Consider the following 15,460-nt stretch of genomic DNA (forward strand, 5'->3'; position numbering starts at 1 on the left):
CGTCCCGGGCCTGTATCGGACCCGCAACAGAGTGTCCGGGAGTTGCCGCAATCCATGGCTGTTCGGGGAGCCTCGTGGCACCGTTGCCCGGAGGGTGCGACAGGGGGAGTGACATGGCCGGGGCGCGGGTTCAGGCGCTGGGTGGGGACGATCCGGCGACGCTCGGACCGTACCGGCTGATCGGACGGCTCGCGTCCGGTGGCATGGGGCGGATCTATCTGGCCCGCAGCGGTGAGCGCGGCGGGCGGGCACTGGTCGCCGTGAAGACGCTGCTGGCCGAGGGGGACGTCGGCGACATCGACCGCCGTCGCTTCGCGCGCGAGGTGGCGGTCGCGCAGCGGGTCGCCAGCGCGTACACGGCGCGCGTCCGGGACGCCGACCCCGACGCGGAGCGGCCGTGGATGGCCATCGACTACATCGCAGCACCTCCGCTCTCCGAACTGATACGCAACTGCGGGGTGTTGCCCGCCTCCGCCGTACGGTGGATCGCCGCCGGGACCGCGGAGGCCCTGGTCACCCTGCACGGAGTGGGCATCGTCCACCGCGATGTGAAGCCGCAGAACGTGCTGCTGCCGCTGGACGGCCCCCGGGTCATCGACTTCGGCATCTCGCACGCCAGCGACCTCACGCTCACCGGCCTCACGCTCGGCACGATCGCCTTCACCTCGCCGGAGCAGGCGCGCGGCGAGGAGTCGACCGCCGCGTCCGACGTCTACTCCCTGGGCGCGACGCTCTTCATGCTCGCCACCGGACGGCCGCCCTACGGTACGGACGGCGACACCCTGCGGCTGCTGGCCCGCGTCCAGCGCGGCGAACTCGACCTCGGCGGGCTGCCGAAGGAGCTCGTGGCGACGATCCGGCCGTGCCTGTCCCTCGACCCGGACCGGCGCCCCGAACCGGCGGAGTTGCTCGCCCGATTCCGCGAGGCCCAGGCCGGTCTGCCGGCTTCGCACAGCGGCACCCGGTGGCTGCCGCCCCGGTGGACGGCGCTGATCGGCGCGTACGCGACCCAGGGCCTGGAACTGGCGAACGACCGGCGTACGAGCCGGTCGAACCCGGCGAGCCCGGTGCCCCCCACGCTCGTCCAGCGCACTCGCGTGGTGCCGCCCCCGCCCCCGACGCTCGTCTACCCGCCGGAGCGGCAGGCCCGCGCGGCCCGCGACCGGGCCCGCCGCGACCGGGCTCGGCCGGACCTGGCGGCCCTCTCGGAGCTCGCGGAGCGGCAGCGGGCCGAGCAGGCCGAGCAGGAACGCGCCGAACGGGAGCGCGCCGAGTCCGCCCGTATGGAGGCCGATCGAGTGGCCGCCCAGCGCCTGGAAGCCGCGCGCGCCCGGCGCGAGCGGGAGCGCGCGGCGCAGGAACACGAGCGTGCCGAGCGGGAGCGGGCGGCGCAGGAGCGGGCCGTACGGGAGCGTGCGGCAAGGGAGCGCGCCGCACGGGAGGCGGCCGAGCGCGCATCGCGGGAACAGGCCGAGCGGGAGGCCCGCAGGCGGGCCGAGCGGGAGGCGGCCCGTCGTGCGGCTCGGGCGCGTACGTCCTCACCCAGCACCGCCCCGCCCACCCCGGGCACCACGCGCCCGACACCCCCGCGTACCGGTTCCTCGGGCAGCTCATCGGGCCTGGGCTGGCTGATCGCGGTGGCTGCCGTCATCGCCCTGCTGGTCTGGCAGCCCTGGGAGACGACGGGTGACGACGGCGGCAGCGGTGGTGGTTCGTCCGCGGGCAGCAGTTCGGGCGCCGCATCGTCCGGCAGCGACCTCGACACGCACACGGACGACTCCGGCACCGACACCGGGAGCAGCACCGGCAGCGGATCCGGCAGCAGCACCGACAACTCCGGCAGCGAAACCGTGGACGACCCGACGCCGACGCCGACTCCCACTCCGACCCCCACCCCGGACGCCACCGACCGGGCGTTCGCCGCGGTGCGCGCCGGTGACTGTCTCAACGTGTACAACGACGGGCACAACGACATGAGCGCCGACCGCCCGGTCCGCGTGAGCTGCCGCGCCTCGAACGCGTACATGCACGTCAACCGCGTCAGCACCCTCTCCGGAGGCTCCAGCTCCTGCGACACCGGGGCGGGCTTCACCTGGTGGAGCAGGTCCGGTGACGACGGGGTCGACAGGACGCTCTGCCTCGACCGGGTGTACCAGGTGGGCCAGTGCTTCCCCGCGGACGTCACCGGGGCCACCAGCGCCGATCTGACGGTGGTCTGGGGCTGCAAGGCGTCGACCGTCCCCGTGGCCGGCCAGTCGATCCTGCGGATCACCGGGTTCTACCGGGCCCCGAAGGCGGGCGAGAACTGGACCTGCCCGTCCGGGGGCGGCGAGCGGTTCTGGTACTGGCCGGTGAACCAGGGCCGGAGCATCATCTGCGCGTCGGCGGCCTGAACCGGCCAGTACCCATCCGGACGAGAGGACCGAGAGGGACCGAGAAGCCCGAGCGGACCTGGAAGCCCGAGAGACCCTAGATCACCAGGCTGAGCAGCGCCGCCACGACGAACCCGGCCACCGACAGGACCGTTTCCAGGACCGTCCAGGACTTCAGGGTGTCGCGCTCGGAGATGCCGAAGTACTTCGACACCATCCAGAAGCCGCCGTCGTTGACGTGCGAGGCGATGATCGAACCGGCCGAGATCGCCATGATGATCAGCGCCAGGTGCGGCTGCGAGAAGTCCTGGTCCTCCACGAGCGGGACCACGATCCCGGCGGTGGTCACGATGGCGACCGTCGCCGAGCCCTGGGCGATGCGCAGCACCGCCGAGATCAGCCAGGCGAGCAGGATGACCGGCAGGCCGACGTCGTTGAACGTGTCGGCGAGCGCGTCCGCGATGCCGCTGCTCTTGAGGACGGCGCCGAAGATGCCGCCCGCGCCGACGACGAGCAGGATGTTGCCGACCGGCTTGAGGGACGAGGTCGACACGGATTCGAGGGACTTGCGGGACCAGCCGCGCCGGATGCCGAGCAGGTAGTAGGCGAGCAGCAGCGCGATCGTCAGGGCGACGAACGGGTTGCCGAAGAACTCGATGACGGAGCGGAGCGTCGAGGGGTCGAGCGCGATGGAGGAGAACGTCGCGGCGAGGATCAGCACCAGCGGGGTGCCGATGATCGCGAGGACGGTGGAGAGCGCGACGGGCGCCTCGTGCGGGGTGACCCCGGCGGCCCGCTGCTCGGCGACGACGGCGGCCTTGGCCTCCTCGGCGGCCTCGACCATGTCCTGCGGGACCTCGACGAAGATCCGCTTGCCGATCCAGGCGGCGTAGCCCCAGGCGGCCAGCACGGACGGGATGCCGACGACGGCGCCCATCAGGATGACCCAGCCGAGCGAGACGTGGAAGAGGCCGGCGGCGGCGACCGGGCCGGGGTGCGGCGGCAGGAACGCGTGGGTCATGGACAGGCCCGCCAGCAGCGGCATCGCGTACAGCAGGATCGACTTGCCGGAGCGCTTGGCTGCCGCGTACACGATCGGCGCGAGAACGAAGATGCCGACGTCGAAGAAGACCGGGATACCGAAGATCAGACCGGTCAGGCCCATGGCGAGCGGGGCGCGCTTCTCACCGAAGAGGTTCAGCAGCCGGGTGCTCAACACCTCGGCGCCACCGGAGACTTCGAGGATCGCGCCGAGCATCGTACCGAGGCCGATGATGATCGCGACATGGCCGAGGATGCCGCCCATGCCGGATTCGATGACGGAGACGGCGGCGGACTTCTGCACCGTACCGAAGAGCTCGGTCACGGAGAGGCCCGCGCCCAGGCCGACGGCTATGGAGACGGCGAGCAGGGCGACGAACGGTTGCAGCCTGACCTTGATGATCAGGAAGAGGAGGAGCGCGATACCGAGGACGGCGACGGTCAGCAGACCGGCCGTCCCGCCTATGAGGAGGAGGAGTCCACCGGTGTGGGGTGGCGTCTCGACCGGTGGGGGGCTGGCGGCGAGCAGCATGGGTAACTCCGTTGTCGTCCATGGGTTCTGGGTACGGCGCGCCCTGAGGGGGGAGCGCGGCACGGCGCCCCGGTGGGGTGGGGCGCCGTGACCGGCATGGTGGTGCGTTGGTGCGGGTGCGGCAAGGGGATCAGGCTCAGCCGAGGACCGCGAGGGCGTCGATCTCGATGAGCAGGCCCTTGGGCAGGCCGACGTAGACCGTCGTGCGGGCCGCGGGGGCCTCCTTCAGGTTCTGCTCGCCGAAGTAGGTGTTGTAGATCTCGTTCATCTCGGCGAAGTGGTCCACGTCCGTGAGGTAGACGCGCATCATCATCACGTCGTCCCAGCTCGCGCCGCCCTCCTCCAGGATCGCCTTGACGTTGGCGAAGGTCTGAAGGGTCTGCTCGCGCAGGGTCGGACCGGCCGGGGTGGGGGCCTGGCCCTCGACGGCGGGCAGGAAGCCGACCTGGCCGGCGACCTGGAGGATGTTCCCCTTCCGCACGCCGTGCGAGAACTTCGCGGGCGGGGCGGTGTGGGTGCTCGGGGTGAGCGGGGTCTTCACGGTCTTGGCGGTGCTGTCGGTCATCGCTGATCAGACTTTCTTGGGTCGGTTGGTGCCGGAGTACTCCCGGCTGATGGTGTCGGCGGTGCGACGGACCAGGGGGAGCAGGGTGAGGAGTTCCTCGGCCGTGACGACCACGTTCGGTGCGGAGACCGACATCGCGGCGACGACGCGCCCGTCGGCGCCGCGAATGGGGGCGCCGATGCAGTTGATGGACTCCTCGTGGCCGCCGAGGTCGGTGGCCCATCCCTGTTCGCGCACGGTGGCGAGCTCCTTGAGGAAGGCGCCGGGGCCGGGGGTCGAACGGGACGTGTACATGGGGTAGTCGAGCTTCTCCGCGATGGCGCGCCGCTCCGTCTCGGAGAGGTCGGCGAGCAGGAGCTTGGCGACGGCGGCGACGGTGATCGCGACGGGCTTGCCGATGCGGGAGTACATCCGGACCGGGTAGCGGCTCTCGACCTTGTCGATGTAGAGGACCTCGTTCTCCTCGTACACGGCGAGGTGGACGGTGTGCCCGCAGTTCGCGTTGAGCTCGACAAGGTGCGCGTGGGCGATCTCCCGTACGTCGAGGTTCTCGACGGCCTCCTGGGCGAGCGCGAAGAGCCGCGCGCCGAGGCGGTAGCGCTGGTCCTGCTGGCGGTAGACGAGCCCGTGCTCGTGGAGCGTACGGAGCAGGCGCAGGGCCGTGGACTTGTGGACGCCGAGCCGCTCGGCGACCTGTCCGAGGTCGGCGGGTCCCTGCGCGAGCAGCGGCAGGATGCTCAGCGCCCGGTCGACGGTCTGACTCATGCGCGTGCCTCGCTGCCCTCGGCCCGGCGTTCGCCGGTGACGCCCCTCTTGTCGGGTCGCTCGCTGCGCTCGCTCATGTCTTGCGTACCTCCGTGTCGTCCCCCGTCCACCCGGGGCCGAGACGCAGTCTCCCCCAGTCGGTGTCGTCGAGGGCCGCGAGGCGGTCGGCCCGGGCGCGGGCGGGCGGGTCGGTGAGGTCGCCGGGGACGGTGAGGACGGCGGCGGCCATCAGGTGGCCGTGCCGGGCCCGGTCGCGGACGGGCAGTCCGCGCAGGGTGGCGGAGAGGAACCCGGCGGCGAAGGCGTCACCGGCGCCGACGGGGGCGACGACATCGACGCGGAGGGCGGGGACGTCGGTGACCACTTCAGCCCCTGGGGGTCCCCCCGGACGAAGTCTGGGGGAGATTGAGGAGCGGGGTCCGGGGCGGAGCCCCGGTTCGGGAAGGGGCGGGGTGGGGCGAGAAAAGACCGTCGCGCCCTCCGCACCCCGCTTCACGACCACCACCGCCGGTTCCGGAAGAGCCGCACGAATCGCGTCGGCGCCCTTCACCCCCCATGCCTCCTCCGCCTCGTCCTCCCCGACGAAGACGAGGTCGGCGCGGCGGGCCAGGTCCAGCAGGACGCCGGGGGACGCGTCGGCGCCGCGCCACAGCCCGGGGCGGTGGTTGACGTCGAAGGAGACGAGCGGGCGTCCGGGGCGCGGGGCCGTCAGCTCGTGCAGCAGCGCCAGGCAGTCGGCGGAGAGCGCCGCCGTGATGCCGGACAGGTGCAGGACCCGGCCGGCGAGCAGTGCCTCGTGCGGGACGTTCGCGGGGGACATCGCGGAGGCAGCGGACCCGGCCCGGTAGTACGCCACCTCGTGGACGTCGGTGCCGCGGTCCGTCGCCGTACGGAAGTAGATGCCCGTGGGCCGGGCGGGATCGCGCCGCACGGCGGAGGTGTCGACCCCGTACGCGGAGATCGCGTCGACGAGGTGGTCGCCGAAGCCGTCCGCCCCGACCCGGCTCACCCAGGCCGCGCGGTGCCCGGCCGCGGCGAGGGCGCAGGCCACGTTGGACTCGGCGCCGCCGATGCCGCGGCCGAAGGACGGCACGTCGGCGAGGCGCCCGGGCTGCGAGGGCAGGAACGTCACCATGGACTCGCCGAGGCACACGACATCGGTGGTCGCGTCGGCGTCGGTCCTGGCCGGGGTTCCGGACACTCGGGCTCCTCGGGATCGGGCGGGCGGGCGCCACCGGGTCGGCATTGACCGGGTGTCGGCTCGGATGTTAGACAGCCCTGAGCGATATACGCAATGGGTGTTGCATATGTTGCAACGACAGCGCAGTGATCTACCGTCTGACTTCGCACGATCTCGCACGATCTCGCATGGCTTCGCACGACTTCGACCGAGGAGGCACCCCCCATGGCCGCCGAACCCCCCGTTGCCGGACTCGCCGAGTTCTCCGGACTCTCCGGACTCTCCGGACTCTCCGGACTCTCCGGACCCACCGACCACTCCGGAGTCGCCGGAGTCGCCGGAGTCGCCGGGCTCTCCGGACTCGCCGACGAGCGGGTCGACCACCGGTTCAAGGCGCTCCCGCCCGACGCGGCCGGCCTGACCGTCGGCGGCCTGGCCGCCGAGCGGCGCAACCTCTTCACCGGCGGGTTCACCACCCCGGTGCTCGCCCTGTCGGCCGAGTCCGTCGAGCACAACCTCGCCCTGCTGGAGACGTACGCACAGCGCCACGGCCTCGCGTTCGCCCCGCACGGCAAGACCTCGATGTCCCCGCAGCTCTTCGCCCGCCAGTTGGAGCACGGCGCATGGGGCATCTCCGCGGCGGTGCCCCACCAGGCGCGGGTCTACCGGGCGTTCGGGATCCAGCGGATCTTCCTCGCCAATGAACTCGTCGACGCGGTGGCGCTGCGCTGGCTCGCGGGCGAGCTCGACGCCGACCCGGACTTCCGCTTCATCTGTTACGTCGACTCGGTGCGGGGCGTCGAGCTGATGGACGAGGCCCTGAGCGCGGCGGGCGCCTCCCGCCCGGTGGACGTCGTCGTGGAGCTCGGCGCGGGCGAGGGCGCCCGCACGGGTGCCCGCACCGAGGCCGAGTGCGCCGCGGTCGCCGACGCGGTGGCCGCCGCCGGGACGCTGCGTCTGGTGGGCGTGGCCGGTTACGAGGGCGAGGTGCCGGACGCGAACGGCGAGCGGGTGCGGGACTGGCTGCGCCGGCTCGTCGCACTGGCCGCGGACTTCGACGCGGCGGGACGGTTCGCCGCGTCGGCCGACGATGAGCCGATCGTGATCAGTGCGGGCGGCAGCGCGTGGTTCGACGCGGTCGCGGACGTGTTCGCGGAGATCCCCGAACTCTCCTCCCCCGTACTCAAGCTGCTCCGCTCGGGGGCGTACGTCTCGCACGACGACGGGCACTACCGCCACCTCACCCCCTTCAACCGGGTCCCCGAGGAAGGCGCGCTGCAGCCCGCCTTCCGGCTCTGGGCGCAGGTCGTGTCGCGTCCGTCGGCCGGGCAGGCGTTCCTGAACGCGGGCAAGCGGGACGCCGCCTACGACCTCGACCTTCCTCGGGCGCAGGCCGTGCGGTCCGGGCGCGACGGCTCGGTGCGGGCGGCGGCCGGGATCGAGATCACCGGCCTGTCGGACCAGCACACGTGGGTACGGACGGACGACGGGGCCGAGCTGGAGGTCGGGGACTGGGTGGGGATGGGGCTCTCGCACCCCTGCACCAGCTTCGACAAGTGGCAGCTGATTCCGCTGGTGGATGCGGACGGGACGGTCACGGACTACATCCGCACGTTCTTCTGAGCCCCACCGATGAGCGCGGGCCGGGGCAGTCCCCCGGCCGGCCCCGAAAGGCACACCCCATGGACCTGGTCATCCGCGACGCCCGCGTCATCGACGGCACCGCCACCCCCTCCTACCGCGCCGACGTGGCCCTCGTCGACGGCCGCATCGCGGAGATCCACCGCGAGGACTCCCCCGGCCCCCGCCCCACCGCCGCCCGGACCCTGGAAGCCGACGGCCTCGCCCTCTCCCCCGGCTTCGTCGACATGCACGCCCACAGCGACCTCGCCCTGCTGCGCGACCCCGACCACAGCGCGAAGGCGGCCCAGGGCGTCACCCTCGAAGTACTCGGCCAGGACGGGCTGTCGTACGCCCCCGTCGACGACCGCACCCTCGCCGAGGTGCGCCGCTCCATCACCGGGTGGAACGGCGACGGGAGCGACATCGACTTCGACTGGCGCACCGTCGGCGAGTACCTCGACCGGCTCGACCGCAACTTCGGCGGCCGGGGCATCGCGGTGAACGCCGCCTATCTGATCCCGCAGGGCACCGTCCGCATGTACGCGGTCGGCTGGGACGACCGGCCCGCCACCGACGCCGAACTGACCCGGATGAAGCAACTCGTCGCGCAGTCCATGGCCGAGGGCGCCGTCGGCATGTCCTCCGGACTCACCTACACCCCGGGCATGTACGCGGACGACGCCGAACTCACCGCCCTGTGCCGGGTGGTGGCCGAGCACGACGGCTACTACTGCCCGCACCACCGCTCGTACGGCGCCGGCGCACTGGAGGCGTACGAGGAGATGGTGCGGCTCACCCGCACCGCGGGCTGCGCCCTTCATCTCGCCCACGCCACCATGAACTTCGGCGTGAACGAGGGGCGCGCCCCGGAGCTCCTCGACCTCCTGGACCGCGCGCTCGACGCGGGCGCCGACATCTCCCTCGACACCTACCCGTACACCCCGGGCTGCACCACCCTGGTCGCCATGCTGCCCAGCTGGGCGAGCGAGGGCGGCCCGGAGTCGATCCTGACGCGCCTGGCCGACGACGCGACGGCGGCGAGGATCCGCCACGACCTGGAGGTCGTGGGCTCGGACGGCTGCCACGGGGTGCCGATCGAGTGGGACACCATCGAGATCTCCGGCGTCAGCGTGCCGGACCTCGCCGCGTACGTCGGCCGTACGGTCGCCGAGTCGGCACACCTGCGGGGCGAGGAGCCCTGGGTGACCGCGCGGCGGCTGCTGCGGGACGACCGGCTGGGGACGACGATCCTCCAGCACGTGGGCCACGAGGAGAACGTCCGGCAGATCATGCGCCACCGCGTCCACACCGGCGGCAGCGACGGAATCCTCCAGGGCGACAAGCCGCACCCCCGGGCGTACGGCACGTTCCCGCAGTATCTCGGCCGGTACGTGAGGGAGTTGGGCATCCTCTCCCTGGAGGAGTGCGTCGCCCACCTCACCTCCCGCCCGGCGGCCCGCCTGCGGCTGCCGGACCGCGGTTACGTACGCGAGGGCTACCGCGCCGACCTGGTGCTCTTCGACCCGTCTACGGTGGCGGCGGGCTCGACGTTCGACGCACCCCGCACCCTGCCGACCGGTATCCCGCACGTACTGATCGACGGCCGTTTCGTCATCGAGGACGGGAAGCGGACCCAGGTGCTGGCGGGTCGCTCGGTACGGTCCGGCACGGCGGCCGGCGCCGGGGCGCGGTAGTTTCCCGCCTCCCTGCCGGGGCAACCGGCTGGACATGAATATCTCTGCGACAGCCCGGAGAAGTCACGGAAAGGCGAGACGGGCGAGCAACAGTTCGGCCGTCGAGGCAGGCGGCAGGGCGGGATTCGTGGCCCGCGGAGTGATCTATGCCCTGGTCGGCGTCCTCGCGCTGCGTATCGCGTTCGGCGGGGGCGGGGGCGGCGAGAAGCAGGCGGACCGGGGCGGTGCGCTCGCGGAGATCGCGCAGAAGCCCTTCGGCTCCGTCCTGCTGTGGGTCCTGGGGGTCGCCCTGGTGGGCATGGCCCTGTGGCGGCTGTCCGAGGCGGCGTTCGGGGCCGCGGGCCCGGACGGGCGCAAGGCGACCAAGCGCCTGGCCTCGGCGGGGCGCGCCGTCTTCTACGCCTTCGTGTCGTACTCGGTCCTGATGTTCGCGGCGGGCGACCGGGGCAGCGGCAGCGGTTCCGGCGACGCGCAGTCGAAGGACGTCACCGCACAGGTGCTCGGCATGCCGGGCGGGCGCTGGCTGGTGGGGGCGGCAGGCGCGGTCGTCGCCGGCGCGGGGCTGTGGATCGCCGGCCGTGCCGCGCTCAGGAAGTTTCACAAGCATCTGCGTCTCGGCGAGATGTCGCCCGCGGTGCGACGCACGGTGGACGTGACCGGAGTCTTCGGCGGCGTCTCGCGCGGACTGGTCTTCGCGGTGGCGGGCGGATTCGCCGTGGCCGCCGCGGTGAAGGCCCGCTCGGGCGAGGCGAAGGGGATGGACGACACCCTGCGCTCCTTCAGCACGACGCCGGCCGGTCCGTGGCTGCTGGGCCTGATCGCGGTGGGCCTGATGGCGTTCGGCCTGTTCTCCTGGGCGAACGCCCGCTGGCGCAGGATCTGACACGAAACAGCGGACGAGGGTGGGGCGGACGAACCGCCCCACCCTCGTCTGCGTCACGGCTTGGGCAGTGCACAGCCTTCACGGTCGAGGTCGAAGACGTTGCCGGTTCCGATGCAGGGCACGATGCCGTAGGTCTCCTGGGCGTAGTTGATGCCCTCGCGGACGGTCACCTGCCCGTTCTCGTCGACCTCGCACGGGTTGTTGTCCGTGCACTCCTGCCCGTCCTCGTTGCCGGTGTTGTTGACGGCGACGACCTTGCCGGTGGCGTTGTCGATCACCGGTGAGCCGGACGTGCCGCCGATGGTCTGGCAGGCGGAGGTGTAGCGGACCGAGTCCTTCCAGGTCCACTCCCCCTCCTTGAGGCGGTAGACGAACCCGTCGACGTTGCAGCTGTACGTGCGCTTCCAGTACCCGGACACGACGGTGATCGCGGTGCCCTGCACCGGGTGCGCGGTGTTGAGCTCCAGCGCCTTGATGCCGTAGGTGCTTTCGATCTGGGCGTACGTGGAGGTGAGTTGGTACACCGAAATGTCGGTGTCCGTCATCGTCCCGTACGCGATCTTGCTCGCCCGCAGCGTGCCGACGCCGCTGCCCGCGGAGTTCAGCAGGGTGAAGCTGCGGGTGGACGGCTGGTTGAACACGACCTCACCGGGGCCGGGGAAGCCGGACTCCATGCAGTGGCCGTTGGAGAGCACGAGCGCGGGATCGCCCGGCTGGGAGTCGGGCGTACGGACGACCGATCCCGAACAGTTGCTGAGCGCCACGGTCCCGGCGAAGTTGACCGCCTTGGGCCTGATCTTCGCCTGGACGGCCGCGTGGCCGGATGACGCCGCGTCGGCCGCGGCGCGGCCCGCCGACGCTGCCGCCCTGACCGTGCTGGGCGCTGTCGCGTCGTGGCTTGTGGCCGCTGCCGCGGGCGCGGTGCCGGCTCCGAGGAGCAGCACCGCGAAGAGCGCACCGACGAGAGGCTTTTTCATGTGGGGGTCCCCTCAAGTGACCTGCGCAGAGCGTGAGAAGCCTCTGCGACCGAAGTTCTTCCGGTTTTGACATGCGCATGGTGGCGCACTGAGGGGAACCCCACAAGGGGCGAATTCAGGTCACCAGGCCCTGGCGGTATGCGTAGACGACCGCCTGGACACGGTCACGGAGCCCGAGCTTGGCGAGGATGCGTGACACGAAGGTCTTGACTGTCTCCTGACTGATCAGGAGGGTCACGGCGATCTCGCTGTTGGAGAAGCCGTCCGCGATGAGGCGCAGAACCTCCAGTTCACGCGGGGTCAGCGGGATGTCGTGCGGGGTGTCGCCGGTCGGCCTGATCCGGGCGGCGTAGCGGCCCACGAGCCGCCGCGTCACCTCCGGGTCCAGCAGGGCGGCGCCCGTCTGCACGGTCCGGATTCCGTTCAGCAGGTGGGCCGGCGGCGCGTCCTTGAGCAGAAAGCCGCTCGCCCCGGCGCGCAGTGCCTCGTAGACGTACTCGTCCAGGTTGAACGTGGTCACCACGAGCACCTTGGCGGGATGCGGCACGCCGGCACCGGCCAGCAGCCGGGTGGCCTCGATGCCGTCGAGCACGGGCATGCGGATGTCCATCACCACGACGTCCGGGCGCAGCCGGCCGGCCAGCTCGACCGCGGTCAGCCCGTCCCCGCACTCGCCCGCCACTTCGAGGTCGGGCTGGGCGTCGATGATCGTGGCCAGTCCGGTGCGGACCAGGATCTGGTCGTCGCACACGAGGACACGGATGGGCGCACTCATGCGGAGCTCCCCGCGGGTATGCGGGCCCGCACGACGAAGCCGCCGCCCGTCCGCGGGCCGGCGCTGAACTCGCCGCCCAGGACGTCGACCCGCTCGCGCAGACCGGCGAGGCCCCGCCCGCTGCCGCCCGGCACCCGGGCCCGCGCGCCCGAACCGTCGGTGCTGACCTCCACGGCGATCTCCCTTTCACTGTGCCGCACATGGACCGAAGTGAGGCTTCCCTGAGCGTATTTGAGGGCGTTCGTCAGCGATTCCTGCACGATCCGGTAGGCCACGAGATCGGCACTGCCGGTCGACTCCGCCGGGGTGCCCTCCTCGGTGAACTCCACGGTCTGCCCGGCCCGGCGGGTCTGTTCGACCAGCGGGAGCAGCTTGCCGACGGTCGGCTTCCGGGCCTCGGCGCCGTGATCGGGGTTGAGGAGGTCGAGCAGATGCCGCAGGTCGGTGATGGCCCGCCGGCCGGTGTCGGTGACGTTGGTCAGGGTCTGGTCCAGGCGTTCGGGCGCGGCGGTCAGATAGCGCGCCGCCTCTGCCTGCACCACCATCGCCGTGACGTGATGGGTCACGACGTCGTGGAGCTCCCGGGCGATGCGGGTGCGCTCGGCGGCGCGCGTGTCCTCGGCGACGCGGCTGCGGCGTTCGGCCTCCGCCCTGCGGGTGGATCGCAGCCAGGCCCCGCCTCCCCAGGCGCAGGCCAGCACCAGGTAGAACGTCACGAACTCGATGGGCGGTTCGCCGGTCCCGAACCTGAGGAGCACGAGCGACAACGGCACGTACGCCGCGGAGAGCAGAAGCACGACGGCCCGCCGGTGCCGTTCCAGATGCGATCCCGCGCTCAGCAGCGCGATGGGCAGAGCCGCGCCCGCGACCAGGTGGTAGCCGCGGAGCTGGTCCAGGGCGAAGCCGAGTGACACCAGGGCGACACAGACCGCGGGCCACCGCCGGCGCAGGGCGAGCGGGAGGCATTCGAGGGCCAGGGCCAGGGCGGCCGGCGGGTCGAAGGAGTGGGCGGGCATCCCACCGAACTGCGTCCCCCGGCTGTGGAGCACCGGCACGAGCGACGCCACGAGGAGGAGCAGCCCGAGCGGGAGATCGCGCAGGGCGACGTCGAGTCGGCGCCACTGCTCGGGAAGGCGCGGGAGACTGGTCACCGGGGAACTGTAGTGGTGACCTCGCTGCGGACGGCCCGCCTGCGACGGGGGACCACATGGCCGCGCCGGTGGGCCAGCCACATGAACACGGCGGTCAGCACCATGCCGAACACCACCGAGTACACGCTGCCTTCGGGGCCGAAGGCGCCGCCGGTGATCAGGCGTGGGCCCGAAGTCACGGAGTCCAGCAGTCCCTGCTGGGTGTCGTTGCCCGAGACCTCCGTACTGAAGATGCCGGACGCGGCGAAGTTCCACCCGAAGTGCACACCGATGGGCAGCCACAGCGTACGGGTGGCCGCGTACGCGGCGGCGAGCATGCCGCCGGCCTCGATCGCGATGGCGGCGGCGCCCCAGAGGTCGGCGTCCGGGTTGGACAGATGCGCCAGACCGAACAGCGCGGCCGTCAGCGCCAACGCGATCCAGGTGCCCGCGCGCTCCTCGACGAGCCGGAACAGCACCCCGCGGAACAGCAGTTCCTCCGTCACGGCGGCCGCGGCCATGAAGCCGATCAGTCCGACCGCACCCGTGACGGTTCCCAGCCCGTCGACCTCGTAGTGGCCGAGGAGGGCGATGTTCGCGATGACGGTCCCGAACAGCGCGACGCCGATCAGCACTCCACGGCCGACACCCGCCCCCGCGCCCTCCCGGGACAGCTCGGTGACCGGGCGGTGCTCGGTCCGGCCCACCACCCACCGGTAGACGGGCACGGCGAGCACCGCCGTCAGAAGGCCGAGAACCAGCGTGAGCCACGGATTGCCGTCCACCGCGGCAACGCACTGGCCGCCGATCATCGCGACCGCGGCGACGGCGACAAGCTGCCAGACCACTCTCATGAGAACTCCTCAGGGGACCCGCGGACGGTGCGCCGCGTCTTCGCTTCGACGCTACGGATCCGGCGGACAGGAGTCGTCACCGCACGGTGGACACCTGCGTGTAGCTCGCACGGGGGACGGCCCGTGGCCCAGGGCCTGTCCAACGCGCCCTGAGCCAAAAGCCGTTCGGCCGAGTCGCCGGCTCCGGACCTCTCAGGCCGCCGCGACCCGCTCCACCGGGATCCACAGCTGTGCGTCCGCCTGCGCCCCGTCGGGCGAGACGTGGACACGAAGGATCTCCGGCCCCGGCCGGCTCCGGTACGGGTTGGACGGGAACCACTCCGTGAAGACGTCGCGCCACAGGTACTGGAGCGCCTGCGGGAAGGCGCCCGAACTGTCGAAGACGGCCCACGTGCCCGCCGCCACCGGGAGTGCGTCCATGTCCTCGGGGACGGACGCCGAGCTCACCACCCCGTGGTAGTAGTCCAGTTCGGTGCCCTCGGCCCGGCTGTCGGCGAGATCGTCGCTCACCTGGACGATTCCCTCCGGCTCCTGGTCGGACAGGCTCTTGATGCGTTCCACGGTCTCCTTGCTGAGGCTCCGGATGAACGTGGCGATGGCCGGGTTCACCCCCTCGTGCACCAGTGGAACGCGTGCCTTCCTGCCCACCACACGGAACTCCTCCTTCTCCACGATCCGGTATCGCATGCTGCTGGTCCCTTCGACGACGAGGCGGAAGGACATCCGGGGCTGGGACCGCAGCGCGGCCCCGTTACGCCTGGCCTCACCCGGACCGACACCGTGCACGGCCCGGAACGCACGGGCGAACGCCTCACCCGAGGCGTAGCCGTACCGCACCGCGACATCCAGCAGCGTCCGCTCACCGGCCAGCACCTCGGCGCCCGCGACCGTGAGCCGCCTGCGCCGGATGTACTCCGACAGCGGCATCCCGGCGAGTGCGGAGAACATCCGCCGCAGGTGGTACTCCGAGGTCATCGCGATCCTGGCCGCCTCGGCGACATCGATGTGGCCGTCGAGGCGGTGCTCGACGTACTCCATGGCCTCGTTCAGCCGCTCCAGCACCCGGGCC

The 15,460-nt window shown here is 71.9% G+C and carries 13 protein-coding genes; 4 read left to right on the forward strand and 9 right to left on the reverse strand.

The annotated features are described in order from the left end of the window. Positions 1-113: 113 nt before the first annotated feature. Complete coding sequence (locus OG912_RS10585) at positions 114-2,393, forward strand: serine/threonine-protein kinase (protein WP_327709135.1); 2,280 nt, start codon at positions 114-116, stop codon at positions 2,391-2,393. Positions 2,394-2,469: 76 nt separating this feature from the next. Here OG912_RS10585 and OG912_RS10590 read toward each other — a convergent pair whose 3' ends face one another. From OG912_RS10590 to OG912_RS10605, 4 genes are all read right to left on the reverse strand, one after another. After that, positions 2,470-3,945 carry a GntP family permease gene (locus OG912_RS10590; RefSeq protein ID WP_327709136.1) on the reverse strand — a complete coding sequence of 492 codons (1,476 nt, stop codon included), beginning with the start codon at positions 3,943-3,945 and terminating at the stop codon, positions 2,470-2,472. A gap of 136 nt (positions 3,946-4,081) precedes the next feature. Then, positions 4,082-4,510, reverse strand: coding sequence for a RidA family protein (locus tag OG912_RS10595; RefSeq protein WP_327709137.1), 429 nt, complete (start codon positions 4,508-4,510; stop codon positions 4,082-4,084). Between the two features lie 6 nt (positions 4,511-4,516). Beyond that, complete coding sequence (locus OG912_RS10600; RefSeq protein ID WP_326738398.1) at positions 4,517-5,275, reverse strand: IclR family transcriptional regulator; 759 nt, start codon at positions 5,273-5,275, stop codon at positions 4,517-4,519. Between the two features lie 73 nt (positions 5,276-5,348). Next, positions 5,349-6,476: a sugar kinase gene (locus OG912_RS10605; RefSeq protein ID WP_327709138.1), complete on the reverse strand. Its 1,128-nt coding sequence runs from the start codon at positions 6,474-6,476 to the stop codon at positions 5,349-5,351. A gap of 204 nt (positions 6,477-6,680) precedes the next feature. Here OG912_RS10605 and OG912_RS10610 point away from each other — a divergent pair, with 204 nt between their 5' ends. Genes OG912_RS10610 through OG912_RS10620 form a run of 3 tightly spaced genes read left to right on the forward strand, consistent with a single transcriptional unit; the run spans position 6,681 to position 10,655 of the window. After that, positions 6,681-8,078 (forward strand): amino acid deaminase, encoded by a 1,398-nt coding sequence (locus OG912_RS10610; protein ID WP_327709139.1) that lies wholly within the window; start codon positions 6,681-6,683, stop codon positions 8,076-8,078. Between the two features lie 59 nt (positions 8,079-8,137). Then, on the forward strand, positions 8,138-9,772 hold the full coding sequence (locus OG912_RS10615) for an N-acyl-D-amino-acid deacylase family protein (protein ID WP_327709140.1): 1,635 nt from the start codon (positions 8,138-8,140) through the stop codon (positions 9,770-9,772). 34 nt (positions 9,773-9,806) lie between these two features. Beyond that, positions 9,807-10,655, forward strand: coding sequence for a DUF1206 domain-containing protein (locus OG912_RS10620; protein WP_327709141.1), 849 nt, complete (start codon positions 9,807-9,809; stop codon positions 10,653-10,655). A 53-nt stretch (positions 10,656-10,708) separates the two neighbouring features. Here OG912_RS10620 and OG912_RS10625 read toward each other — a convergent pair whose 3' ends face one another. The 5 genes from OG912_RS10625 to OG912_RS10645 form a co-directional block, all read right to left on the reverse strand. Next, the gene (locus OG912_RS10625) at positions 10,709-11,632 is read right to left on the reverse strand and encodes a S1 family peptidase (RefSeq protein WP_327709142.1); all 924 of its coding nucleotides are present in this window, start codon (positions 11,630-11,632) and stop codon (positions 10,709-10,711) included. A gap of 115 nt (positions 11,633-11,747) precedes the next feature. Then, on the reverse strand, positions 11,748-12,407 hold the full coding sequence (locus OG912_RS10630; protein WP_327709143.1) for a response regulator transcription factor: 660 nt from the start codon (positions 12,405-12,407) through the stop codon (positions 11,748-11,750). Then, complete coding sequence (locus OG912_RS10635) at positions 12,404-13,558, reverse strand: sensor histidine kinase (RefSeq protein WP_327709144.1); 1,155 nt, start codon at positions 13,556-13,558, stop codon at positions 12,404-12,406. The genes OG912_RS10630 and OG912_RS10635 overlap by 4 nt, the downstream gene beginning before the upstream one ends. Next, complete coding sequence (locus tag OG912_RS10640) at positions 13,555-14,391, reverse strand: CPBP family intramembrane glutamic endopeptidase (RefSeq protein WP_327709145.1); 837 nt, start codon at positions 14,389-14,391, stop codon at positions 13,555-13,557. The genes OG912_RS10635 and OG912_RS10640 overlap by 4 nt, the downstream gene beginning before the upstream one ends. A 192-nt stretch (positions 14,392-14,583) precedes the next feature. Further along, positions 14,584-15,453 carry an AraC family transcriptional regulator gene (locus tag OG912_RS10645; protein WP_327709146.1) on the reverse strand — a complete coding sequence of 290 codons (870 nt, stop codon included), beginning with the start codon at positions 15,451-15,453 and terminating at the stop codon, positions 14,584-14,586. Between the last annotated feature and the right edge of the window lie 7 nt (positions 15,454-15,460).

It is taken from the genome of Streptomyces sp. NBC_00464 (assembly GCF_036013915.1).
Taxonomy (GTDB): domain Bacteria; phylum Actinomycetota; class Actinomycetes; order Streptomycetales; family Streptomycetaceae; genus Streptomyces.